The 22,258-nt window shown below is 63.0% G+C and carries 23 protein-coding genes; 15 read left to right on the top strand and 8 right to left on the bottom strand.

The features are described 5' to 3' along the window. Positions 1 to 90 precede the first annotated feature (90 nt). The 6 genes from lpxC to AC1DXM_RS02025 all read left to right on the top strand — a co-directional run bounded on the left by lpxC (position 91) and on the right by AC1DXM_RS02025 (position 7,470). Entirely contained in the window at positions 91 to 1,038 is a 948-nt protein-coding gene (lpxC, locus tag AC1DXM_RS02050) for a UDP-3-O-acyl-N-acetylglucosamine deacetylase (protein ID WP_112560392.1), read from the top strand. Positions 1,039 to 1,301: 263 nt separating this feature from the next. Further along, entirely contained in the window at positions 1,302 to 2,171 is an 870-nt protein-coding gene (locus AC1DXM_RS02045) for an outer membrane protein assembly factor BamD (protein ID WP_112560393.1), read from the top strand. Positions 2,172 to 2,368: 197 nt separating this feature from the next. Beyond that, positions 2,369 to 4,042, top strand: coding sequence for a DNA repair protein RecN (gene recN / locus AC1DXM_RS02040; RefSeq protein ID WP_192258441.1), 1,674 nt, complete (start codon positions 2,369 to 2,371; stop codon positions 4,040 to 4,042). 74 nt (positions 4,043 to 4,116) lie between these two features. After that, positions 4,117 to 4,374 (top strand): hypothetical protein, encoded by a 258-nt coding sequence (locus tag AC1DXM_RS02035; RefSeq protein WP_477231518.1) that lies wholly within the window; start codon positions 4,117 to 4,119, stop codon positions 4,372 to 4,374. A gap of 205 nt (positions 4,375 to 4,579) precedes the next feature. After that, positions 4,580 to 6,784 (top strand): NAD-dependent DNA ligase LigA, encoded by a 2,205-nt coding sequence (gene ligA, locus AC1DXM_RS02030; protein WP_477231517.1) that lies wholly within the window; start codon positions 4,580 to 4,582, stop codon positions 6,782 to 6,784. Continuing rightward, a complete protein-coding gene (locus tag AC1DXM_RS02025; RefSeq protein WP_477231516.1) occupies positions 6,781 to 7,470 on the top strand; it encodes a DUF2461 domain-containing protein in 690 nt (229 codons plus the stop codon). The genes ligA and AC1DXM_RS02025 overlap by 4 nt, the downstream gene beginning before the upstream one ends. A 15-nt stretch (positions 7,471 to 7,485) precedes the next feature. Here the strand turns inward: AC1DXM_RS02025 and AC1DXM_RS02020 are convergent, their stop codons facing one another. Next, a complete protein-coding gene (locus AC1DXM_RS02020) occupies positions 7,486 to 8,328 on the bottom strand; it encodes a VOC family protein (RefSeq protein WP_477231515.1) in 843 nt (280 codons plus the stop codon). Positions 8,329 to 8,516: 188 nt separating this feature from the next. On the opposite strand from AC1DXM_RS02020, the gene AC1DXM_RS02015 reads away from it, so the two are divergent. Continuing rightward, entirely contained in the window at positions 8,517 to 9,233 is a 717-nt protein-coding gene (locus tag AC1DXM_RS02015; protein ID WP_477231514.1) for an AzlC family ABC transporter permease, read from the top strand. After that, positions 9,230 to 9,526 carry an AzlD family protein gene (locus AC1DXM_RS02010; RefSeq protein WP_477231513.1) on the top strand — a complete coding sequence of 99 codons (297 nt, stop codon included), beginning with the start codon at positions 9,230 to 9,232 and terminating at the stop codon, positions 9,524 to 9,526. The genes AC1DXM_RS02015 and AC1DXM_RS02010 overlap by 4 nt, the downstream gene beginning before the upstream one ends. Positions 9,527 to 9,568: 42 nt before the next feature. On the opposite strand, the gene AC1DXM_RS02005 is transcribed toward AC1DXM_RS02010, so the two are convergent. The 3 genes from AC1DXM_RS02005 to AC1DXM_RS01995 form a co-directional block, all read right to left on the bottom strand. Further along, positions 9,569 to 11,413, bottom strand: coding sequence for an aminopeptidase P family protein (locus tag AC1DXM_RS02005; protein ID WP_477231512.1), 1,845 nt, complete (start codon positions 11,411 to 11,413; stop codon positions 9,569 to 9,571). A gap of 92 nt (positions 11,414 to 11,505) precedes the next feature. Beyond that, positions 11,506 to 12,378 carry a 50S ribosomal protein L11 methyltransferase gene (locus AC1DXM_RS02000; protein WP_477231511.1) on the bottom strand — a complete coding sequence of 291 codons (873 nt, stop codon included), beginning with the start codon at positions 12,376 to 12,378 and terminating at the stop codon, positions 11,506 to 11,508. After that, positions 12,378 to 12,962 (bottom strand): SCO family protein, encoded by a 585-nt coding sequence (locus AC1DXM_RS01995; RefSeq protein WP_477231510.1) that lies wholly within the window; start codon positions 12,960 to 12,962, stop codon positions 12,378 to 12,380. The genes AC1DXM_RS02000 and AC1DXM_RS01995 overlap by 1 nt, the downstream gene beginning before the upstream one ends. Positions 12,963 to 13,176: 214 nt before the next feature. Here AC1DXM_RS01995 and AC1DXM_RS01990 point away from each other — a divergent pair, with 214 nt between their 5' ends. From AC1DXM_RS01990 to AC1DXM_RS01980, 3 genes are all read left to right on the top strand, one after another. Then, entirely contained in the window at positions 13,177 to 13,683 is a 507-nt protein-coding gene (locus tag AC1DXM_RS01990) for a cytochrome b (RefSeq protein WP_477231509.1), read from the top strand. Positions 13,684 to 13,744: 61 nt separating this feature from the next. Then, the gene (locus tag AC1DXM_RS01985; RefSeq protein WP_477231508.1) at positions 13,745 to 14,248 is read left to right on the top strand and encodes a CreA family protein; all 504 of its coding nucleotides are present in this window, start codon (positions 13,745 to 13,747) and stop codon (positions 14,246 to 14,248) included. A 92-nt stretch (positions 14,249 to 14,340) separates the two neighbouring features. Further along, positions 14,341 to 14,982 (top strand): DapH/DapD/GlmU-related protein, encoded by a 642-nt coding sequence (locus AC1DXM_RS01980; protein WP_477231507.1) that lies wholly within the window; start codon positions 14,341 to 14,343, stop codon positions 14,980 to 14,982. Between the two features lie 4 nt (positions 14,983 to 14,986). Here AC1DXM_RS01980 and AC1DXM_RS01975 read toward each other — a convergent pair whose 3' ends face one another. Continuing rightward, positions 14,987 to 15,760: an SDR family NAD(P)-dependent oxidoreductase gene (locus AC1DXM_RS01975; protein WP_477231506.1), complete on the bottom strand. Its 774-nt coding sequence runs from the start codon at positions 15,758 to 15,760 to the stop codon at positions 14,987 to 14,989. 97 nt (positions 15,761 to 15,857) lie between these two features. On the opposite strand from AC1DXM_RS01975, the gene AC1DXM_RS01970 reads away from it, so the two are divergent. Together AC1DXM_RS01970 and AC1DXM_RS01965 are read left to right on the top strand one after the other, a co-directional pair. Then, the gene (locus AC1DXM_RS01970; RefSeq protein WP_477231505.1) at positions 15,858 to 16,748 is read left to right on the top strand and encodes a LysR family transcriptional regulator; all 891 of its coding nucleotides are present in this window, start codon (positions 15,858 to 15,860) and stop codon (positions 16,746 to 16,748) included. Positions 16,749 to 17,043: 295 nt separating this feature from the next. After that, entirely contained in the window at positions 17,044 to 17,484 is a 441-nt protein-coding gene (locus AC1DXM_RS01965) for a low affinity iron permease family protein (RefSeq protein ID WP_477231504.1), read from the top strand. A gap of 8 nt (positions 17,485 to 17,492) precedes the next feature. Here the strand turns inward: AC1DXM_RS01965 and AC1DXM_RS01960 are convergent, their stop codons facing one another. Continuing rightward, complete coding sequence (locus AC1DXM_RS01960) at positions 17,493 to 18,359, bottom strand: SDR family NAD(P)-dependent oxidoreductase (protein ID WP_477231503.1); 867 nt, start codon at positions 18,357 to 18,359, stop codon at positions 17,493 to 17,495. A gap of 130 nt (positions 18,360 to 18,489) precedes the next feature. On the opposite strand from AC1DXM_RS01960, the gene AC1DXM_RS01955 reads away from it, so the two are divergent. Next, positions 18,490 to 18,771 carry a hypothetical protein gene (locus AC1DXM_RS01955; RefSeq protein ID WP_095773965.1) on the top strand — a complete coding sequence of 94 codons (282 nt, stop codon included), beginning with the start codon at positions 18,490 to 18,492 and terminating at the stop codon, positions 18,769 to 18,771. A gap of 6 nt (positions 18,772 to 18,777) precedes the next feature. Here the strand turns inward: AC1DXM_RS01955 and AC1DXM_RS01950 are convergent, their stop codons facing one another. After that, complete coding sequence (locus tag AC1DXM_RS01950; RefSeq protein ID WP_477231502.1) at positions 18,778 to 19,353, bottom strand: TMEM175 family protein; 576 nt, start codon at positions 19,351 to 19,353, stop codon at positions 18,778 to 18,780. A gap of 155 nt (positions 19,354 to 19,508) precedes the next feature. Between AC1DXM_RS01950 and AC1DXM_RS01945 the strand changes: the two genes are divergently transcribed. Further along, complete coding sequence (locus tag AC1DXM_RS01945) at positions 19,509 to 20,717, top strand: MFS transporter (RefSeq protein ID WP_477231501.1); 1,209 nt, start codon at positions 19,509 to 19,511, stop codon at positions 20,715 to 20,717. A gap of 3 nt (positions 20,718 to 20,720) precedes the next feature. Here AC1DXM_RS01945 and AC1DXM_RS01940 read toward each other — a convergent pair whose 3' ends face one another. Continuing rightward, entirely contained in the window at positions 20,721 to 22,181 is a 1,461-nt protein-coding gene (locus AC1DXM_RS01940) for an MATE family efflux transporter (RefSeq protein WP_477231500.1), read from the bottom strand. Positions 22,182 to 22,258: the final 77 nt, after the last annotated feature.

Here is a 22,258-nt window from a genome sequence, read left to right as displayed (position 1 = left end):
TGTGCTGGGATTCGGGGAGTTGGCCCTGCCTGCCGATAATCAAGAGCCGCGCCCTTTGGGGCTATAAAGCGGACATGGGCGTTATGGGCTATGGGGTTTGTCTTGCAAGACTACCAGACGACACTTAGATCGCGTGCGACGCTGACCGGTACCGGCGTTCACAGCGGCAAACCGGTCACCGTCAATTTCCTCCCCGCGGACGCCGACACCGGCGTCGTCTTCCACCTTTCGACCGGAAGCGAGAGCCGCGAGTTCCGTGCGCTGGTTGCCGAAGTCGGCGCGACCGATCTCTGCACCATGCTCGGCGATCCGGCAGGCGAGCATATCGCCACCGTCGAACATCTGATGGCGACGCTCTTCGGACTCGGCATCGACAACATCGTCATCGAGATCGACGGCCACGAGGTTCCGATCCTCGACGGCAGCGCGGTGGCGTTCGTGGAGGCCATCGACCAGGCCGGCATCGAGACGCTGGCGGTCAAGCGCCGCTACATCAGGGTGGTCAAGCCGGTTCGGATCGAGAACGGCGCGTCCTGGGCTGAATTCAGGCCCTATAGCGGCACGCGTTTCGAGGTCGAAATCGATTTCGAGAGCCCGGCGATCGGCCGTCAGCTGTTCGCCTCCGACATCAATCCCGACGTCTTCCGCCAGGACATTGCGCGTGCCCGCACCTTCGGTTTCATGAAGGACGTGGAGCGGCTGTGGGCGGCCGGCTATGCGCTGGGCTCCTCGCTGGAGAACTCGCTGGTGATCGGCGACGACAACCGGGTGATCAATATGGGTGGCCTGCGCTATCCCAATGAATTCGCCCGTCACAAGACGATGGACGCGATGGGCGATCTGGCGCTGGCCGGTGCCCGTTTCATCGGCTGTTTCCGCTCCTATCGCGGCGGCCACCGGATGAACGCCGCGGCGTTGCGGCGCCTGCTGTCCGACCGTTCAGCCTTCGAGGTCGTCGAAACCACACGCCGCGAGCGCGGCCGCACCGCCGAGATGAGCGCCGTCACCGGCCCTGTCTTCGCGCCCTGGGTGATCTGATTCTTAACGATTTTCTGGCTTTCTGAGCGTCGGCTGGTGTTGCACGGATGCATCACCGGCCGGTGAAAGCGCATAGCTTTCGCGGCAACACCAAGCCGCCACAAAAATGTGCGATTGGCTAGACATAGCGTTGCTGGGCAAGACAGTTATGGTTTATGGCTGCTGCCGTCGATTAGACGCATGTCGCTCAAAAGTGGGGACCAGTTTTGAGGGAACGCCATGCGAAAGGCATTGAAATAACGCCGAAAGGGCGCAATCCAATCATGTTCTTCACGCGAGTTGGTCAATCGAAAGCGCCGTATCGGGCTGTTTTCCTGGCGCTTTCGATAGTTGTGCCATCGCTGTTCCTGTCGGCCTGCATGTCGTCCGAGAAAGACGTCGATTTGTCGACCTATGTCGACCAGACCGAACCGGCCGACGTCCTTTACAATCAAGGCCTTGCCAATCTCAACGCCGGCCGGCTGGATGAGGCGAGCAAGAAGTTCGACGCCGTCGACCGCCAGCACCCCTATTCCGAATGGGCCCGCAAATCGATGGTGATGGGCGCCTTCGCCGACTACCGCGCCGGCCATTATGACGAGGCGATCGGCTCGGCCAAGCGCTATCTCACGCTCTATCCGTCGACCGACGACGCCGCTTACGCCCAGTACATCATTGGCCTGAGCTACTACCGCCAGATCAAGGACGTCACTCAGGATCAGAAGGAAGCACGCCAGACCGTGCAGACGATGCAGGATCTGGTGACGCGCTGGCCGACTTCGGAATATGTCGACGACGCCAAGGAAAAGATACGCTTCGCCAACGACCAGCTCGCCGGCAAGGAGATGCAGATCGGCCGCTATTATCTCGAGCGGCGTGAATACATTGCCGCCGTCAAACGCTTCCGCAATGTGGTCGAGAACTATTCCAACACCCGCCATGTCGAAGAGGCGCTGGCGCGCCTGACCGAGAGCTACTACGCGATGGGCTTGACCTCGGAAGCGCAGACGGCCGCGGCCGTGCTCGGCACCAACTATCCCGACAGCCAGTGGTACAAGGATTCCTACAAGCTCTTGCAGAGCAATGGGCTTGAGCCGCGCGAGAATGCCGGGTCGTGGATATCCAAGGCCGGAAAGCTGATCACCGGCGCCTGACGCCTGAGCATCGACTGAAGCGATCACAGCGCTTTTCGGATTGATCCGACGCCCAAACAAAAAGATAGTGCGGCGCTGCGACTCCACCGGTCGCATGCCGCATTGAGGCGCGTCGCGCGCTTTAAGTCTTTGGTTTTGTGCATGCCGTTGTCCCAAACCGGTCCGCTTGGGGCGACATGCGATAGGTTCGGGTTCTGATGCTTTCCAGACTGTCGATCCGCGATATCGTCCTGATCGAGAAGCTGGATATCGACTTCCAGCCCGGCCTTTCCGTGCTCACCGGTGAAACCGGCGCCGGCAAATCCATCCTGCTCGACGCGCTGTCGCTGGCGCTCGGCGCGCGCGGCGACGCCTCGCTGGTGCGCCATGGCGCCGCCCAGGGCCAGGTCATCGCCGTGTTCGACGTGCCGCGCAACCATCCGGTGCGTGCGCTGCTTGCCGAAAACGCCATCGAGGATGACGGGGACATTATCCTGCGCCGGCTGCAGACGGCGGATGGCCGCACCCGTGTCTTCGTCAACGATCAGCCGTCCAGCGTCACCCTGATGCGAGACATCGGCCACGCGCTGGTCGAAATCCACGGCCAGCACGACGAGCGGGCCCTGGTCGATCCTGGCGCGCATCGCGAATTGCTGGACAGTTTTGGCGGCCATCTTGGTGCTGCCCGCGCGACAGGCGAGGCGTGGCGCTACTGGCGCGGCTGCGAGCAGGACTTTGCCCGGCATCGCGCCAAGGTCGAGGCGGCGGCGCGCGAGGCCGATTATCTCAGGGCATCGGTCGCTGAGCTGGCGAAGCTTGATCCCCAGCCCGGCGAGGAAACGCAACTGGCTGAACTGCGCGCCACGATGATGCGGGCGGAAAAGATCGCCTCGGAAATACACGACGCGCAGGATGTGCTGTCAGGTCCATCCTCGCCGCTGCCGCAGCTGGCCAGCCTGCTCAGGCGCCTGCAGCGCAAGGCCAGCGAAGCACCTGGCCTGCTCGAGGATGTGGTGAAGTCGCTCGATGAGGCGATGCTGTCGCTGGATGCGGCACAGTCCGGTGTCGAGGCGGCATTGCGCGCCACCGAATACGATCCGCAGCGGCTGGAGAAGGCGGAGGAGCGGCTGTTTTCGCTGCGCGCGGCGTCACGCAAGCACAGCGTGGCGGTCGACGATCTGGCGCAGCTGCGCGACACGATGTCGGCCGACCTTGCCGATCTCGATGCCGGCGAGGAACGTCTGCATGGGTTGGAGAAACAGGCCGCCGCGGCGCGCGAGGCCTATGACATTTCGGCGGCCCAGCTGTCCTCGCTTCGCCATGCGGCTGCGATCGGCCTGACCAAGGCTGTCATGGCCGAACTGCCGGCGCTGAAGCTCGAGCGGGCCGAGTTCATCGTCGGGCTGACCAGCGATGGCGAGAACCGCATGGAAGAAGGCATCGATCAGGTCGAGTTCTGGGTGCGCACCAATCCCGGCACAAGGCCCGGCCCGATGATGAAGGTGGCGTCCGGTGGCGAGCTGTCGCGCTTCCTTCTGGCGCTCAAGGTGGCGCTGGCCGATCGCGGCTCGGCGCCGACATTGGTCTTCGACGAAATCGACACCGGCGTCGGCGGCGCCGTGGCCGATGCCATCGGCCAGAGACTGGCCAGGCTGTCGACTCGGGTGCAAGTGCTGTCCGTCACCCATGCGCCGCAGGTGGCGGCACGTGCTGCGACGCATTTCCTGATTTCCAAATCCGGCGGCTCGGATAAGGTCGCCACCGGCATTGCCGAGATGGACCGGGCGGCGCGCCAGGAAGAAATCGCCCGCATGCTGGCCGGCGCCACCATTACCGACGAGGCGCGGGCGGCGGCGGAGCGGCTGCTGCGAGAGAATACGGCGGCGGCTTAGGAAACGGAAAACCCAGTGGCGTGCGAGCCCTAAAAGAGCGTGCCCGGCACGCTTTCAGTGTCGGAGGCTTCACAGTGATTTCTACGGGTACCATGGTGATCGTGGAGGGTGTCCCCGAAGATCTTCCGGACGACGATGTGATGCGAACCAGGGAACTCTTTCTTGGGTGCGTTGGAAGAAAGTTCGAAGTGGTAAGCGTCACAAACGTTTCCGGGACAAACCTGCTGGAGCTACAAGTCGGCGAGGTCTTTGGAGAACCAGACTACATGCATTCTATATGGATCGAGGAAAGCTATGTCTCAGCTGTCAACCCGCCCGGCCACAAGCGCTGAATTTCGATCTGACTCACTGCGCCAGACACCTTTCGCTTCGGCCTGACCTCAGCTCAGCGTATCCTGGGCGCTAGATTTTTCCTCACCAAACCCGAGTCAGGATATGTCTGCATGTCTCTGTTCGGGTTTGATTTTTCCACAGCCTATCTCGCTGCCGGCAAATCCTGATTTATAGTGGCCCACCAGAATTCGAGGACCGCGCCGCATGTCTGAAAAACCAGTCGAATCGTTGAGCGAAAGCGAAGCCGCCGATGAGCTTGCGCGCCTGGCAGAGGAGATCGCCGAGCACGACCGGCACTACCATACCGAGGACGCGCCTGTTATCACGGACGCGGAATATGATGCGCTGACGCGGCGCAACCTCGCCATCGAACAGCGCTTCCCCGCGCTCGTGCGCGAGGATTCGCCATCACGCAGGGTAGGCGCTGCGCCTGCGGAAGGCTTTGCCAAGGTGCGCCATGCGGTGCCGATGCTCAGCCTCGCCAAGGCCTATACCGATGAGGATGTCGCCGACTTCATCGAACGCGGCCGGCGGTTCTTCGACCGCGACAAGGATCTCGACATCGCCTTTACGGCCGAACCGAAGATCGACGGGCTGTCGGCGTCGCTGCGCTACGAACGCGGCGTGTTCGTGCAGGGTGCCACGCGCGGCGACGGTGCGGTGGGTGAAGACATCACAGCCAATCTAAGGACCATCGCCGACATCCCGGCGAAGCTGAAAGGTTCTGGCTGGCCCGAGACCATCGAGATACGCGGCGAGGTCTACATGACCTATGCCGAGTTCGAGGCGCTGAAGGCGCGCTCGGCGGCGGTCGGCGGCCAGGACTACGTCAATCCGCGCAACACGGCGGCCGGCTCGCTGCGCCAGAAGGATGCGTCCGTCACCGCCAGCCGCAACCTCAAGTTCTTCGCCTATGCCTGGGGCTACACGACGGCAGATCCCGCGCCGACGCAGTACGAATCCGTGCAGAAATTCGCCGAATGGGGCTTCAAGGTCAGTCCGCTGATGGTGCGGGCGAAGTCAGTCGAGGATCTCATCGCGCAATATCACAAGATCGAGGAACTGCGCTCGTCGCTGGGCTACGACATCGACGGCGTCGTCTACAAGGTAGACCAGCTGGAACTGCAGCGCCGCTGGGGGTTCGTCACTGGCGAGCCGCGTTGGGCCGTCGCGCACAAATTCCCGGCCGAACAGGCGATGACGACGGTGCAGAAGATCGACATCCAGGTCGGCCGCACCGGCACGTTGGCGCCGGTGGCACGGCTGGCGCCGGTCACGGTTGGCGGCGTGGTGGTCGAAAACGTCACGCTGCACAATGAGGACTACATCAAAGGCTTCGACAGCAACGGCCTGCCGATCCGTGACGGCATCGATGTCCGCATCGGTGACACGGTTGTCATACAACGGGCGGGCGACGTCATTCCGCAGATCGTCAGCGTCGTCATCGACAAGCGGCCGGGCGATGCCGTGCCCTATGAGTTTCCGCACACCTGTCCGGTCTGCGGCTCGCCGGCGACGCGCGAAATCAACGAGAAGACCGGCAAGGAAGATTCGCGCCGACGCTGCACCGGGGAACTGATCTGTCCAGCGCAGGCCGTGGAAGGACTGCGGCACTTCGTGTCGCGCGGCGCCATGGACATCGAAGGCCTGGGCGCCGAGAACATCGATATCTTCTTCAATGCCGGACTGATCAAGACAGCCGCCGATATCTTTACCCTCAGGGATCGTCGCCCCGCCGTCACCAAAGCGCTGGCCGAGCGGCGCGAGGAGCAGGCCAGGCAGCGCGAGGCCGCCTCGGGCAAGGCGCGCAAGAATGTGCGCGGTGTCGAGGACCGCAATTACGAAGGCCTCGACAAGCTCTTCGCCGCCATCGACTCTCGTCGCGAACCCGAACTCGATCGTTTCATCTTCGCGCTAGGCATCCGTCATATCGGCGAAACGACGGCCGCCGTGCTTGCCCGAACCTTCTCGACCATCGAGGAACTGATCCGGGTCGGCAAGGAGACAGCGGCGGCGGCCGATCCGAACACCGTTTTCCCATCGGTCAACGGCATCGGCGACACGGTGATCGGCGCGCTGCGCGATTTCTTCGGCAATGAGCGCAATGACGACGTGCTCGACAGACTGCTCGAGCAGGTCAAGCCGAAGCCGTATATCGTCACCGTCTCGGCCGACAGCGAGGTTGCCGGCAAGACCATCGTCTTCACCGGCACGCTGGAAAAGATGACCCGCTCCGAAGCCAAGGCGATGGCCGAACGGCTCGGCGCCAAGGTGGCGGGTTCGGTGTCGGCGAAGACCGACCTCCTGGTGGCCGGGCCGGGTGCCGGCTCCAAACTGAAGCAGGCAACCGAACTCGGCGTCGAAGTCATCGACGAGGACACCTGGTTGCAACGGGTCGGCAAGGCATGACCGGCGGTTCGTTCAAAGGGTTTGGCCAAAAGGCCATCCCGTTCCTGAAGGCGCTGGATTTCCATCAGAGCCGCGAATGGTTCCAGGAAAACCGGGCGCTTTACGACAGCGAACTGCACGAGCCGTTCTGCGATCTGGTCGAGACGCTGACGGAGCGCTTTGCATCGGCGGGGCTCGGCCTGCGCGGCGACCGCAAGAAATCGCTGTTCCGCATCAACCGCGACGTGCGCTTCGCCAAGGACAAGCGGCCCTACAACCAGCATCTGTCGGCCATGCTGTCGCCGGACGGCACCAAGATGGAGCAGGGCGTGTTCTTCGTCTATGTCGGGATCGACCGCTGCTTTGCCGACGTTGCCTGGTGGAACCCGGAGCCGCCGCTGCTGCTGGCGATGCGCAAGGCCATTATCGCCCGGCCAGCCGAGTTCCGAAAACTGCTTTCAACGCTGAAGAAAAACGGCTTGGAACTCGAAACCGAGGGCCGCTTGAAGCGCACGCCGCGCGGCTTCGAGCAGGTCAACGAACCCGATCTTGTCGACGCCATCCGCAACCGGCACTTCTATGTCCAGCACATGATCGATCCGGCTGGAATTCACGCGCCGGCGCTGGTCGACGAGCTTGTCGATTTCACATTGCGCGCCAAGCCGCTGCTCGACTGGGGCAGGGCGATCCAGGGCAAGGTCCCATAGCGCTTGCAGGTGCTGTTAAGTCGAAAAGGCGACCGCCGTTCCGAATCCCCGTGTCGGCGACAGGACGAGCCGACTGCCGGCCCACGGCAGCCCGAGATCGGTGAAGGTTTCGAGCGTTCGGCACCTGATGGTCAGTCCGGCAAGATGGGGGCCGTCATCAGGGTGGGGAGGTGGCATGCCGAAGGCATCCTCAAAAGCCTGAGGGCTGGCCAAAATGATGGCCCCTGTGAGGGTATTGAAGACAATGCTGCCTGCGCTTCCCTTTTCTGCAGCCACGCCCGTAAAAGCCCGCATATGCTCAGCAAGCTCAAGTGCATCCTTGCCCGAAAGCCAGACGTCGCGAACCGTCTGCGCCGAGTTGGCGTGCCCAAGATATTGTGGCTGCGCGTAATATTCCGGCCGGAAATGCTGGCAAGCGAAATGGCCGAACCACGGTGCCGCCGGCGTTGACAGGAAAGCCAGCGAAAAGCCGACGCGAACGTCCTCGCCGGTCGGCATCTTTGCCATGCGGGAGAATTCGAACGGCTGATATGTCCGCAACCCTTCTGCCATCCAGGCCGCTCTGTCGGCGGCGGCATCCGACGTATCTAGCACCGTCATCGAGAATCCTTCATGTCGGGCCAGATAGTCGCGATTGAAAGCCGAGAAGGAGAATCTGCCTTCTCCATGCTCGACAACGTCCTGCGGAATCGTGACTGACAGAAGTTCCAGATAGTTGCCGTGCAACTGAATGATCGAATTGCCGGTGCCGAATGGGTGCTGACCGCGCGGGGTCAGAGTAAAACCGAGTTCGCGATAGGCAGCACGAAGCGCATCGAGATCGTGAGCTGCCAAAACGAGGTGGTTTATGCCGTTCATGAGCCTGCCCTCAACAGACGACGGTTTGTTCCGGTCAGACGACCTAAGAACCATACAGCTTCTGCTTGTTTGAGCCAATGCTGAGCGTTGGTCCATGACATCAGTTTCGCTGATTCATCGGCTCAAGCGAATTCGTCTGACTTTTCAATCGCGGACACCTACATGTCGGCGCGACCTAGGAACGTGAGATGTCAGCAGAGACCTTGACCGAAAATTCTCCGGCCAGCGATTTTTGGCTTGGCGTCCGGGCGAGCATTCCGACCGTGATTGCGGCTTCGCCCTTTGCGTTGCTCTTTGGTGCGCTCGCGGTTGACAATGGCATGTCCGTGACTGAAGCGACGCTGATGAGTGCGACGATCTATGGCGGCGCCAGTCAAATGGTCGGCATTGAGCTGTTCGGCCATCAGGTCGCGCCTTGGCTGATCGTGCTTTCGATCTTTGCAGTAAACTTCAGGCACGTGCTTTATTCGGCGTCGGTTGGCCCGCGCCTCGCGCATTGGCCGCCGATCAAGCAAGCGATCGCCTACTTCTTCCTCGTCGATCCCCAATATGCCGAGGCGGAGGTCAAGAGCGAGCGCGGTGAAGAAGTGACGTTCGTCTGGTATATGGGCATGGCGCTGCCGATCTACATTCTCTGGGTGGCGCTGTCGGCAGCGGGCGCGACGTTTGGCGGCTTGATACCCAACCCGCATGCGATTGGCCTCGACTTCCTGCTACCTATCTATTTTCTCGGACTGGTGACCGAATTTCGTGACCGGCCGCTTTGGTTGCCGGTCGTCCTGATAAGCGCTGCCGCCTCTATCCTGGCTTACAAATTTGTCGGCTCACCCTGGCATGTGTCGATTGGTGCCGCCGCTGGAATTGTGTTTGCCGCTGCAATGCCGAAGCGTGGAGCGGCGCTGTGAGCGCGACACTGTGGATTATACTAGCGGGTGCATTGGTCACTTATGCCACGCGCGTAGGCGGGCACCTCGTCCTCTCGCGTTTCGAACACGTGCATCCGCGCGTCGAGGCGGGTTTGAACGCTGTACCAGCAGCAGTGCTGACAACGCTGGTGGCGCCGGCCGCGCTCGGGGCCGGGCCGGTGGAATGGGCTGCGCTGGTTCTCGCCGGTGCAGTATCGCTGCGCGGTGGGCTTCTACCAATGTTTCTGGTTGGTGCAGCCGTGTTGATCATTGGCCGGTATCTGGTCGGTTAAGCGCCGCGTCCTATCGGACACGGACTCCAGGCCGGCACGTCTTCAGATCTTGGCGTCATGCGGCAGCGGCGCGGTCGCTTTCTCCAGCCAGGCCAGCGTTTCGCCGTCGAGCATCGGCCCGATCTCGGCCAGCACGCGGGCATGGTATGCGTCGAGCCAGTGCAGCTCGTCACGCGTCAGCAGATCAGTGCGCACCAGGCGGATGTCGATCGGCGTCAGCGTCAGCGTCTCGAAGCTGTGCATGGCGATGTCGCCGCCTTCGACCGCTTCGGCCGGCGTCACCAGGATCAGGTTCTCGATGCGGATGCCGTAGGAGCCTTCCTTATAGTAGCCGGGCTCGTTGGAGAGCATCATGCCGGCGAGCAGCTTTTCGGTGCCGGTGCGGGCAATGCGCTGCGGCCCTTCGTGGACGGCGAGATAGGAGCCGACGCCATGGCCGGTGCCGTGCGCGAAGTCGCAGCCATGCTTCCACAACGCCATGCGCGCCACAGCGTCGATTTCGGAGCCGCGCGTGCCCGCCGGGAAGCGCAGCGTCGAAATGCCGATCATGCCCTTCAGCACCAGCGTGAAGCGCTCGCGCATCTCTTCGGTCGGCTGGCCGATCGGCACGGTGCGGGTGATGTCTGTCGTGCCGTCCTGATACTGGGCGCCGGAATCGAGCAGGAACAGTTCGCCCTTTGCCAGCTTGCGGTTGGTGGCGCGCGACACGCGGTAATGCATGATGGCGCCATTCGGGCCGGTGCCGGAAATGGTGTCGAAAGAGACGTCGCGCAGCGGCATCTGCGTTTCCTCGCCGGTCTGCCGGCGCGTCTCTTCCAGTTTGGTGACGACGGTTATTTCGTCGAGCGAGCCCGGCTTCTGCCGCTCCAGCCAGCACAAGAGTTTCGCCACCGCTGCCCCGTCGCGGCGATGCGCGGCGCGGCTGCCGGCGATCTCGGCCTGGTTCTTGGTTGCACGCGGAATACGGGCGGGATCGGGCGCGGCAACAAAGGTGCCGCCATTGTCTTCGACCAGCATTCTGAGCTTTTCGGCCGCCAGCACCGGGTCGAGCGCGATCCTTGCGCCACCCTTGGCAAGGGCGACGATTGCCGCCTCGAACTCGCCGGGCTCGTGCAAGTCGGCAAGCTGGGTGAGATAGGCGGCGACGGTGCGCGAAAATTTGCGCTGGTCCATGAACAGCTGGTGCTTGCCATCGGCTGCGAGGATGGCAAAGCCGAGCGCCAGTGGCGTGTGCGGCACGTCACCGCCGCGGATGTTGAAGGCCCAGGCGATCGAGGAGGGGTCGGTCAGCACGGCGTGCGTGGCGCCGTCCTTGGCGATCGCCGCTGCCAGCCGCACCAGCTTGTCCTTGGCCAGTTCGCCCGCAAAGCCGATCGGGTGGATCTCGACCGACGCCACCGGTGGTGCCGGCTGATCCTTCCAGATGACGTCGATCGGGTTCTTGTCGAGCGGCACCAGCGTCGCGCCGGATTGCTCGGCCGAGGTCGTTAGCGCCTTGACCTCATTGATCGTGTGCAGCCAGGGGTCGAAGCCAAGCTTGGCGCCCTTGCCGAGATTGTCCTTGATCCAGACGGCCGGCGGATTGTCGACGAGGCTCTCGATGGCAAAAATGTCGAGATCGACTTCGTTGCGCACCTGCAGCGTGTAGCGGCCGTCGACGAACATGAAGGCACGGTCGCGCAGCACAAGGGCGACGCCGGCCGACCCGCTGAAGCCGGTCAGCCATTTCAGCCGCGCCGAGCGATCGGCGACATACTCGCCCTGGTGCTCGTCGGCGCGCGGTACCAGGAAACCATCAAGGCCATTGTCCGCTAGCCATTTGCGCAGCAGCTTCACACGAGGCTTGCCGACGCTGGGATCGCCAGCGGAATCGAAGGTCTGGAACATGATGGGCCTCCTGTATTGCGAGCGACCGTAGCGCATGCCCTCGAAAACCGGAATCGATTTTCGAAAGAGCGGATTGGTCCAAAGCGCTCTATTCAGTGCTTGAGGTGGATCGTCACCCAGCCTTCGCGGTGCAAGGTCCTGACATGGCGGAAATTCTGGCCGACATAGGCCGAGATCACCGCGTTGCACTGGCGATCGAGGATGCCGGACAGCACGATCGAGCCGCCGAGGCTGATATGCCTCGCCATCTCAGGCGCCAGCCGCATCAGCGGCCGTGCCAATATGTTGGCGACGATGAGGTCGAAAGGCGCGCGCTTGCCGAAGATCGGGTGATGAAAGCCGGGCGCCGTCACCGTTTCGACCAGCGCCTTGACGTGGTTGAGACGGGCATTGGCGGCCGCGACCCTGACAGCGATCGGATCGATGTCGGTCGCCAGCACCGGAATATGCGCCAGCTTGGCCACGGCGATCGCCAGCACCGCGCTGCCCGTGCCGAGGTCGAGGGCATTTCTGGGATGCTCGCGGCGCACGACCCGTTCCAGCATTTCCAGGCAGCCGGCCGTGGTGCCGTGATGGCCGGTGCCGAAGGCAAGGCCGGCCTCGATCTCGATGGCGAGTTCGCCGCTGTGGCGCTTCCTGCGGTCATGTGCGCCATGGACGAAGAAACGCCCGGCGCGCACCGGCTTCAGCCCCTCCAGCGAACGCGCCACCCAGTCGATATCGGGCAACACTTCGCGTTCGATCGGCTTCGACAGGGAGAGGCCAGAAAGGATATCTTTCAGCCGCGCCTCGACCGCGTCGACATCGCCGTCGGCGTAGAGCGAGACTTCGTGGATGTCGCGGTCCTCGTCGACTTCGAGCACGGCGAGTGGCAGGCCCTCATCCTCGAAAGCCATTTCGAGCGCAGCAAAGACGCTGTCGGCCTCGACCTTCCCGGCCGTGAAATGGAGCCTGGTCTGCACCATCAGCTTTGGGCGCCTGCCGCCAGCCGCTTCAGCTTGGCGATGGCAGTGTCGGCACTCTCACCGTAAGCGATCGTGCCAGCGAACTCGCCCTTGGCATTCAGCAGCAGCACCGAGGCGGTGTGGTCCATCGTGTAGTCGCCGTCGCCGGTGTCGACCTTCTTCCAGTAGATGCTGAACGACTTCGCCATCGCGTGCACCTTGTCGGGATCGCCCGATATGCCGACGATGCGGTCGGAAAAATTGCTGACATAGGTTTTCATCACATCCGGCGTGTCGCGCTCGGGGTCGACGGTCACGAAATAGGCGTTGAGGTTCTTGCCGTCGTCGCCCAGTGTCTTCAGCCAGCCGGCCAGTTCGAACAGCGTGGTCGGGCAGACCTCCGGGCAATGGGTGAAGCCGAAGAAGACGACGCTGGGATGGCCTTTGAAGGCGGCTTCGGTGATCGGCGCGCCTTTCTGGTCGACCAGCGTGAAGGGTGCCCCGAACGGCTCGCCGCCATAATGGCCCTTGTACCAGTCGAAGGTGAGCCAGCCGATGCCGGCCGCCATCAGAACGAGAATGCCGACCAGGATTGAACGCATCATCGGGAAGTGTCCGTCGTGATTTTGATGGGCGCCGGATTGGCGCCTGCGGCGGCAGTCTTAGCCGGTAGCGGCGGTCAAGGCAAAGATGCCGCGTTGCCGCAACCGGCTCTCGATGCTGCTCCGCACGTGGCCGGAGAGTTACCAAACGGTAATTTGACCGGTTTTGGCCTCTACCTATCTTGACGGTCTGTTTCTCTTGCCGTGGAACCAGCCAATGTCGGATATGTCTGTTGCTTCCTACTCGAAAACCCAGATCGGGCTCCATTGGAGCATCGCAGCGCTGATCCTGGTCCAGTTTCTCGTGCCTGACGGCATGCAGCATGTGTGGCGCGCCTTTCGTCGGGGGCTGGAGGTCTCGCCCAATGACCTGCCCCTGGCCTATATGCATGTCGTGATCGGCCTCACGGTGCTGGTCCTGGCCGCATGGCGGCTTTGGTTCAGGGCGACGCGCGGCGTTCCGCCGGTATCGGGTATGGAGCATCCGGCGTTGAAACTGCTCGCCAAGGCGACGCATTTCGTCATCTACGCACTCATCGTGATCGTCCCGCTCTCGGGCGCCGCCGCATGGTTCCTTGGTGTGCCAGGGGCGGCCCAGGTGCACGTGCTGGGCCAGAACATCCTGCTCTATGTCGTGCTGTTGCACACCGCCGGGGCGCTGGTTCAGCATTTCGTCTTCAAGACCGACGTGCTGCGGCGGATGCTGGCATTCCGGCAGGCCTAGCTTGCAAAGCCAGGCTGCTCGCCCCACCTGAGACCGGCAACCAGAACCTGAGGAGGCTGCTTTGCAGAGACGGATTGGGCAGAAACTGATCGGTGGCGCACTGGCCGCATGCGTTGTTCTTGGCGCCGGCGCTGCCGCGGCCGAGGAGGTCGGCAAGGTCGGCGTCGATTGGCTCGGCAACGACATCATCGTCGAGGCGATCAAGGACCCGAAGGTCGACGGCATCACCTGCCACGTTTCCTATTTCGACCGCGGCGTCATCGACCGCCTGCAGAAAGGCAACTGGTTCGAGGACCCGTCGGATTCGTCGATCTCGTGTCGCCAGACCGGCCCGATCACCATCGGTGACATCGACATGAGCGAAGGCGGCGAAGAGGTGTTCAAGCAAGGCATCAGCCTGATCTGGAAGAAGCAGGTGGTGAACCGCATCTACGACAAGAAAAACGAGACGCTGATCTACCTCTCGCATTCGCGCCAGGTGCAGAACGGCTCGGCGAAAATGTCGGTGACCACCGTGCCGCTGTTCGGCCAGAGTGTGGTGTGGACCAACGGCCAGCCGAAATAGCCGGGGTCTGTGGGTGTTTGGGGACGCGACAATTGCTTCCGCAATTGCGCGGGACAATTGCTTCCGCAATTGCGCGGAGGTAAATCCGCGCCATGGACCGCACCGAGAACCTTGTCCTCAAAGACCCTGAACCGCGCATTCATCCGACGGCCGAGCTGAAGGCGTGCAAACTTGGCCGCTATGCCTCGATCGGCGAGCGGGTGGTGCTGCGCGAGGTCAATGTCGGCGATTTCTCCTATTTCGAGCGCCACGCCGAAGCGATCTACACGACGATCGGCAAATTCTGCTCGATCGCCGCCAACAGCCGCATCAATGCGCTGGAGCATCCGATCGAGCGGGTCACGCAGCACAAGCTCAGCTACCGCCCGAACGAGTATTTCCGCTGGCTGGGCGTCGATGCGGCGTTTCGCGCGCGGCGGCAGGCGAAAGCTGTCAACATCGGCAACGATGTCTGGATTGGCCATGGCGCGGTGGTCATGCCCGGCATCAGCATCGGCAATGGCGCTATTGTCGGCGCCAATGCGGTGGTGACGCGGGATGTGCCGGCCTACGCGATCGTCGCCGGAGTTCCCGCGAAGCCATTGCGCCGGCGTTTTCCTCCTGAGATCGCGGCGCGGATCGAAAGCCTCGCCTGGTGGGACTGGCCGCCGGAAAAACTCGCCAAAGCGGTTCCCGACATGCAGGCCTTGCCGATCGAGGACTTCCTCGATCGCTGGGAACGCGATCCTTCCTGAGCGCTCAGATGAGCATGCCGCCTGAGACTTCGATGCGCTGCGCGTTGATCCAGCGGTTGTCCTCCGAAAGCAGCGAAGCGATCATCGGGCCGATATCGTCGGCGACGCCGGGGCGTCCGAGCGCCGTCACCTGGCCGACCATGCGCTGCATGTCCGGATTGTCGCGCAGCCGGCCGCCATTGAAGTCGGTGGCGATGGCGCCCGGCGCCACGGTGTTGGCGGTGATGCCGCGCGGGCCAAGTTCCTTGGCGAGGCTGCGGGTGAACACTTCGATGCCGCCCTTCATCATCGCATAGGCAGCTGTGCCGGCCATGGCGAAACGGGCGAGGCCGCTCGACAGATTGATGATGCGGCCGCCATCGGCAATCAGCGGCAGAAGCTTCTGCGTCAGGAAGAAGACGCCTTTCAGGTGAATTGCCACCATTGCGTCGAAATCCGCCTCGCTGGTCTCGGCGATGGGTTTGTGGAAGCCGGTGCCGGCATTGTTGACGAGAAAGTCGAAGCTGTCGCGGCACCAAAAGTCGCGAAGGGCGTCCTTCAGCCGTGCAGCAAAACCGTCGAAGGTCGCCGTCGCCGATGTGTCGAGCTGCAGGGCGACGGCTTTGCCGCCTTCGGCCTCGATCTCGGCGACGACTGTCTGCGCGGCGTCGGCCTGCGAATGATAGGTGATCACCACATCGACGCCCTTGCGGGCCAGGTTTTCGGCGGTGTTGCGGCCGAGGCCCCGGCTGCCGCCGGTGATGAGGGCGATTTTGCGTGCCTGCGTGTCCATGTCCAAAATCCTTCAGGGGTTTGAATATGGACATCGATGTAATCCGTCTGTAGATTGAAACAATCTACAGAATTGTGATATCATAATTCCGGAAATCAGAACAATGGATCGCTTTGACAGCATGCGGCTCTTGGTGCGCGTCGTGGAGCGGCAGAGTTTTAGCGCGGCGGCATCCGACCTTGGCGTGCCGCGCTCGAGTGCGACGACGTCAATCAAGCAGTTCGAGGAGCGGCTCGGCGTGCGGCTGCTGCAGCGGACCACCCGCCACGTCACGCCGACGCTGGAGGGTGAGATCTACTACCGGCGCTGCAAGGCCATCCTGGCCGAGATCGAGGATGCCGAAGCGGCACTGAACGGCGGCGAGGTGCGTGGCCTGCTGCGCATCGACGTGCATGGTCCAATGGCGCGCACCCATATCCTTCCCGGGTTGCCGGCGTTTCTCGGCCGCCATCCGGCGCTGTCACTGCACATCGGCGAGGGCGACCGTTTCGTCGACCTGGTGCGCGAGGGGTTCGACTGCGTCGTGCGCGGCGGCGAGATCACCGACAGCGACATGATCGTGCGCCGGCTGGGTCTGGCGCAGGAAGCGACCTTCGCCAGCCCCGCCTATATCGAGCGCCACGGCATGCCGCGCTCACCAGAGGATCTCGATGGGCACGAGATGGTCGGCTTCGCTTCGTCGCGGACGGGGCAGGTGCTGCCGCTGGAGTTCAGCGTGGCGGGCGAGGTGCGCAACGTGACGCTGCCGGCGCGCATCACCGTCACCAACTCCGAAACCTACGCAGCACTTGCCCGCCTCGGCTTCGGACTGATGCAGGCGCCGCGCCATCATTATGCCGGCGATGTCGCCGCCGGCAGGCTGGTCGAGGTGTTGCCGCAGCACCCGCCGACGCCGATGCCGATCTCGGTGCTCTATCCCAAGAGCCGCCAGCTTTCGCCGCGCGTGCGCGTCTTTATCGACTGGCTGGTCGAAATCCTCGCACCGAAATTCTGAGACAGCGCGCCTGTTGGGGGAGAGAGCCGCCGGTCTACGGCAGGAACCCCTTCCGCTATGCGGGGGTGGCGCAGCGGAAGGGGCTTTGGAGGTAAACCGCTGTGAAGCGGAAGGAACAGGCTCTCCGGCCTGCATGGCGACTATGGCAGGAAACCCATAAGGCGGCTTTTCAGGGTGCTGCGCTTTTGGCGTGTGTTCAATTGCATCAGCGATATCACGCGCGACAGGGAACCGGGAGCGGCTGCCGGTTGTTTCTTGCTGGAGCGATGAATGCGGCTCCCATCGGGTCGAACTCATGAGGGATTTTGAATTGGAAAAGCTGTTCACCAAGATCGCCAACACCGTTTCCCATCTGGCCGGTCTGCCGCTGACCTTTGTCGGCTGCTGCGCGATCGTCATCGTCTGGGCGGTCAGCGGACCGTTCTTTGGTTTCTCCGATACCTGGCAACTGGTCATCAACACCGGAACGACGATCATCACCTTCCTGATGGTGTTCCTGATCCAGAACACCCAGAACCGTGACGGCGCCGCGGTCCAGGCCAAGCTCGACGAACTGATCCGGGTCAGTGCAGGCCACAACCGTTTCATCGGCATCGAGCACCTGACCGAGACCGAGGTCGAGGAAATCAGGGACAAATGCGAACGGGCGGCAAAACGGCATGACACCGAACTCGCCGAGCTGGCCGCCAAGAAAGCCGTGGCCCAGAAACGCACCCCCAAGAAACGCGCCGCGTGAACCGTTGCTCAGCGCTCCATAAAGGCCGCGAAGGCGTCCTTGTGGTCGGGGTGCCAGCGCGAGAGAGCAGGGCGGTTCTCGATGATGTCACCGATCGCCCAGGCCATGCGTTTTTCGTCCGTCGACCGCTTCACCTCATTGTCGGGGCACAGGATGTAGAAATCGCCACGCGTGAGCGAGGTCAGCATGAAGTCGATGACCTGCTCGCCGGTCCAGGCGCCGGCCGGTTTTTCGGTCGCTCCTTCAGTGATGCCGGTGAAGGTGAAGCCGGGGATGAGAAGATGCGCCGCAACCTTCGCGCCCGGTTCGTTGCGCAGCGCATGCGCAAGGCCTTCGGTGAAGGTCTTCAGCGCCGATTTGGAGACGTTGTAGGCCAGGTTGCCGGGCGGCGTGGTGATGCCTTGCTTGGAGCCAGTGTTGACGATCAGGCCTGGCTTGCCCGACGCCAGCATGGCCGGTGCGAAGGCCTCGACGCCGTGCACGACGCCCCAGAAATTGATGTCGATCAGCCGCTTCCAGGCGTCGCCGTTTTCCCAGGGTTCTCCCGGATTGTTGCCCACACCGGCATTGTTCATCAGCAGCGAGACGGCGCCGAAGGCGTGGTGCGTCGTCTCCGCTAACCGGCCGAGTTCGTCCGCCTTTGAGACATCGGTAGCGACGGCGAGCACGGCATCTTCGCCGGCGATCGCGGCGACCGCGTGGCGGGCCGCATCGAGGCGCGCAGCGCCTATGTCGGCGAGCACAATCTTCATGCCCATTGCCGCTAGCCTCTTGGCTGCGGCAAGGCCGATGCCGCTGGCGCTGCCGGTGATGACGGCGACATTGCCTTTGCTGAGGGCGGGCAGAGCGGACTGAATTTCGGCATCGCTGGTCATGGTCAGGTCCTTGTTTGGGGTCGCGCCGAACTTAGCGCGGGAAGCGCTTCGTGCAAGGCTGTCCAGCGTGTTCGGGTTGACCGTATAGGCGCTGGCTGCGCATGGTGCAGCTGAAAAGGGAGACTGCCGTTTGACCGACTGGATCGCAATCCTGAAGGAGCAGACCGCCACCGGCGACCAGATGGGCCGCGAGGTGCCGCAGATGCTCGCCAATCCCGATATCAGCGAAGCGCAGGTGAAGACGTTGTTTTCGGCATTGGAAAAACAGGCCGAGTTCGTCGAGAAATTGCGCATGGCGCTGGAAAAGTTCGGCCATGATTTTTCGATCATCAAGGCGGCAGAACGGCTGGAGGAGCGCTACGCCGACCTTGCGGCATCGGTCGCCGAAAAGCTGAAGGCGATGCGCAAGTAGCGCCCGCTACTTTTCGATCACTCGCGAAAACCGCGTATCCGGCACGAACCAGATGGCAGCCACCAGAAAGTAGATCGCGACGCCGATCCACTGGTTGACGAAGGTCAGCAGCACCGCAATTATGTATAGCGCTACCGAAATCTTGCCCTTGCGGTCACTCCCCAACGCCTTGGCGAAGGCGGTTTCGTTGCCATGCAGATGGTGCAGCTTGGTCACAAGAATCCTGTAGGCGACCCCACACAGCACGAGGTCGACGCCATAGACGGCGACAGGTACCGGCGCGAAATGATTCTCTCCCATGAAGGCCGTCGTTGCCGGGATCAGCGACAGCCAGAACAGGAGGTTGAGATTTGCCCACAGCACGCGGCCATCGACGCGCTGCACGGTGTGGAACATGTTGTGCAGATTGTTCCAGTAGATGCCGACATTGATGAAGGACAAGACATAGCTAAAGAAGATCGGCCACAGCGGCGCCAGCGCGGAAAGATCCTCGCCATGCGGCACCTTCAGCTCCAGCACCATGATGGTGATGATGATGGCGACGACGCCATCCGTGAATGCCTCGACCCTGCCTTTGCCCATGGTTCCTCCCTCTCGTTGGACGGACGTTACAGGAGGATTTCGTGCAAGACCATCCTGACAAGATTGTCAGGAGCGGGTTCTGCAGGCGGAACGGCAATCCTTACATAGACGTTGGGCTTCGATCGGGGCGTTGGGGCAACTGGCCGGAGTTTGCTATGACCAGCTATGCCGAGACGACGACACGTGGCCATGAACTCGGCGGCCGTTCCGCGATGACTGCGGTTGCTGCCATGATCGCGGCGCTGTTCGCCGGCAGCACGGCGCTGACGCCGCTTTACATCATCTACAAGCAGGCTTTCGGTTTCTCGCAGATCACGCTGACGCTGGTCTACGCCGTCTATGTCGTCGGCAATCTCGGCGCATTGCTGATGTTCGGACGCTTGTCCGACGGCATTGGCCGCCGTCCTGCGGCGCTGGCATCGATGGCGGTGGCGATGGTCAGCGCGCTGGTGTTCCTGCTGGCCGAGAACGTCGCCTGGCTCGACGCGGCCCGCATCCTGAGCGGCCTTGGCATCGGCATTGGCGCGGGAACAGGCACGGCCTGGCTTGCCGAGCTGATCGAAGGCAAAGACAAGTCGCGCGCGGCCGTCATCGCTACCAGCACCAACTTCGTCGGCCTCGGCCTCGGCGCGCTGGCCTCGGGCCTGCTCGCCGAATATGCGCCCTGGCCGCTCAGGCTGACGTTTGCGGTCTATCTGGCGGTGCTTGTCGTGGTCACGCTGCTGATCTGGCGCACGCGCGAAACCGTGTCGCGGCCGGGGCGGCTGGACGATGTTTCCCTGCGGCCGCGCCTCTCGGTGCCGGCCGACATCCGTGCCGCCTTCGTGGCGCCGGCGGTGACCGGTTTCGGCGCCATGGCGCTGGTCGGCTTCTATGCAGCCCTGGCGCCGAGCATCCTGGCGCAGCAGCTGCATGTGGCCAACCATGCCGAAGCAGGCGGGCTGTTCTTCGAACTGTCGATCGTGGCCGCAGCTGCCATCCTGGGCACGACCTGGCTGTCTAGCCGTTCCGGCATGCTGGCGGCGCTGGGGCTGATGATCCCAGCTGTGGTGTTGGTGGTTGCCGCGCAAGTCTTTGCCTCGATGCCGCTGATGATTGCCACCACTGCTTTTTGCGGTGTGGCGGCGGCCCTCGGCTATCGCGGTGGCCTGCAAGTGGTGAACCAGATCGCGCCCTCGAACCGCCGCGCCGAAGTGGTGTCGGCGTTCTTCATCTGCTGCTTCTGCGGCAATGCGCTGCCGGTGATCGGCATCGGCCTGTTGTCGAACTGGAGCAGCCCGACGACGGCGAGCCTGGCCTTTGCCGGCATGATCACGGTGTTCTCGGTCATCGCGTTGGGATTCGGCGCAAAATACGCGCGCTGAATGTCACCCGTTCGGCGTCTCGGGCGCAAGGTTGGCGCGGTGGCGCGGTATGCCGAGGCCGGTGTCGGGCGGCTCGCCGGCGGCCGGATGGTCTTCGATCATGTGCATGGTGCGCCAGCGGCCGAAGCGATAGTAGGCGGCGGCCAGCACCAGCGAGGTGATTGAGCCTGCCGGAAAACTCCACCACAGCGCTTCCTCGCCGATGTAGCTCCGGAAGAAGTAGGCAAAGCCGGTGCGCACCACCAGCACCGAAATCACCAGGAAGATCAGCGGCGGCATGACGGCACCCGTGGCGCGCACGGTGGCGAACAGCACGATGGTGACGCCGAACAGGATGAAGGACCATGACGCCACCTTGTTGATGTGGGCGGCAATGTCGATCGCGGTGCTGTCGCCGCTGAGGAACAGGCCGAGCACCGGCCTGTCGAAGAAGAACAGCAGCGCCACCAGCGCGCCGGTGAGCACGAGGTTGAAGCCGATGCCGGACGCGGCGACCTTGCCGATGCGGTCCCAGCGCCCAGCGCCGACATTTTGCGCCGCCATCGAGGAGACAGCGGCGCCGATCGCCAGCGCCGGCATCTGGATATAGGTCCACAGCTGGGCGGCGATGCCGTAGGCGGCAGCGACCTGCGAGCCGTAGGAATTGACGATGCCCATCACCGTCAGTGCCGCCGCCGAAATGACGATCATCTGCAGGCCCATCGGCACGCCCTTGAAGACGACGATCCTGAGCAGCGTGGGGTCCGGCCGCAGCAGAGCGAGGTCGGCGCCGGCGATCCTGAGCGGATGCTTGCGGGCATACAGCACGACGAGGATGGCGATCACGCTCACCGTCTGGCCGACCAGCGTCGAGGTGGCCGAGCCGGCAATGCCGAGTTCGGGGAAGGGGCCGATGCCGCGGATCAGCAGCGGATTGAGCACGATGTCGAGCAGCACGGCGAGCGCCATGAAGAAGAACGGCGTGCGCGAATCGCCCGCACCCCGCAGCACGGTCATGACGAAGGACAGGAGATTCATCATCGGTACGGCGACGAAGATGATGCGCAGGTAGGAGCGTGCCAGCGGCAGCGCATCTGGTGGCGTGCCAAGCGTGTTGAGAATGGCGTTGACCCAGATCCAGCCGCAGACGGCGAAGATCACCGAGACGAGGAAAAAGAAAGTGGCGCTGGTGCCGACGATGCGGCGGGCCTCGGGCAGGTCGCGGGCGCCGACCGATTGCGCAACCAGTATGGTCGCCGCCATGCCGATGCCGAACACGGTGCCAAGGATGAGGAACAGCACCAGATTGGCGTTGGACGTCGCGGTTAGCGCCGATTCGCCCAGAAAGCGACCGACCCAAACGGCGTTGATCGAACCGTTGAGCGATTGCAGCACATTGGAGCCGAGCACCGGCAGCGCGAACAAAAGCAGCGTGCGCGGGATGGGCCCGCTGGTCAGGTCGACGGTGCGCCGACGCGCGGGCATTTTTTCGTCCATGGGCTGCTCGGCGAAGGTCATCTCAAAGTCCGCCCGGCAATGATTGCCGATTTAACGGATAAGGT

This window comes from Mesorhizobium sp. P3_A2 (assembly GCF_056403115.1).
Note: the sequence above shows the minus strand (reverse complement) of the source record. Positions and strands in the feature narration are given on the sequence as shown.

Coding starts and splice junctions, on each gene's coding strand:
- AC1DXM_RS02025 (WP_477231516.1), top strand. CDS start 6,781: ATGACCGGCGGTTCGTTCAAAGGGTTTGGCCAAAAGGCCATCCCGTTC.
- AC1DXM_RS01990 (WP_477231509.1), top strand. CDS start 13,177: ATGTCGGATATGTCTGTTGCTTCCTACTCGAAAACCCAGATCGGGCTC.
- AC1DXM_RS01950 (WP_477231502.1), bottom strand. CDS start 19,353: ATGGGCAAAGGCAGGGTCGAGGCATTCACGGATGGCGTCGTCGCCATC.
- recN (WP_192258441.1), top strand. CDS start 2,369: ATGCTTTCCAGACTGTCGATCCGCGATATCGTCCTGATCGAGAAGCTG.
- AC1DXM_RS02005 (WP_477231512.1), bottom strand. CDS start 11,413: ATGTTCCAGACCTTCGATTCCGCTGGCGATCCCAGCGTCGGCAAGCCT.
- AC1DXM_RS01945 (WP_477231501.1), top strand. CDS start 19,509: ATGACCAGCTATGCCGAGACGACGACACGTGGCCATGAACTCGGCGGC.
- AC1DXM_RS01980 (WP_477231507.1), top strand. CDS start 14,341: ATGGACCGCACCGAGAACCTTGTCCTCAAAGACCCTGAACCGCGCATT.
- AC1DXM_RS01940 (WP_477231500.1), bottom strand. CDS start 22,181: ATGCCCGCGCGTCGGCGCACCGTCGACCTGACCAGCGGGCCCATCCCG.
- AC1DXM_RS02015 (WP_477231514.1), top strand. CDS start 8,517: ATGTCAGCAGAGACCTTGACCGAAAATTCTCCGGCCAGCGATTTTTGG.
- ligA (WP_477231517.1), top strand. CDS start 4,580: ATGTCTGAAAAACCAGTCGAATCGTTGAGCGAAAGCGAAGCCGCCGAT.
- AC1DXM_RS01960 (WP_477231503.1), bottom strand. CDS start 18,359: ATGACCAGCGATGCCGAAATTCAGTCCGCTCTGCCCGCCCTCAGCAAA.
- AC1DXM_RS01965 (WP_477231504.1), top strand. CDS start 17,044: ATGAGGGATTTTGAATTGGAAAAGCTGTTCACCAAGATCGCCAACACC.
- lpxC (WP_112560392.1), top strand. CDS start 91: ATGGGGTTTGTCTTGCAAGACTACCAGACGACACTTAGATCGCGTGCG.
- AC1DXM_RS01970 (WP_477231505.1), top strand. CDS start 15,858: ATGGATCGCTTTGACAGCATGCGGCTCTTGGTGCGCGTCGTGGAGCGG.
- AC1DXM_RS01995 (WP_477231510.1), bottom strand. CDS start 12,962: ATGATGCGTTCAATCCTGGTCGGCATTCTCGTTCTGATGGCGGCCGGC.
- AC1DXM_RS02020 (WP_477231515.1), bottom strand. CDS start 8,328: ATGAACGGCATAAACCACCTCGTTTTGGCAGCTCACGATCTCGATGCG.
- AC1DXM_RS02000 (WP_477231511.1), bottom strand. CDS start 12,378: ATGGTGCAGACCAGGCTCCATTTCACGGCCGGGAAGGTCGAGGCCGAC.
- AC1DXM_RS02045 (WP_112560393.1), top strand. CDS start 1,302: ATGTTCTTCACGCGAGTTGGTCAATCGAAAGCGCCGTATCGGGCTGTT.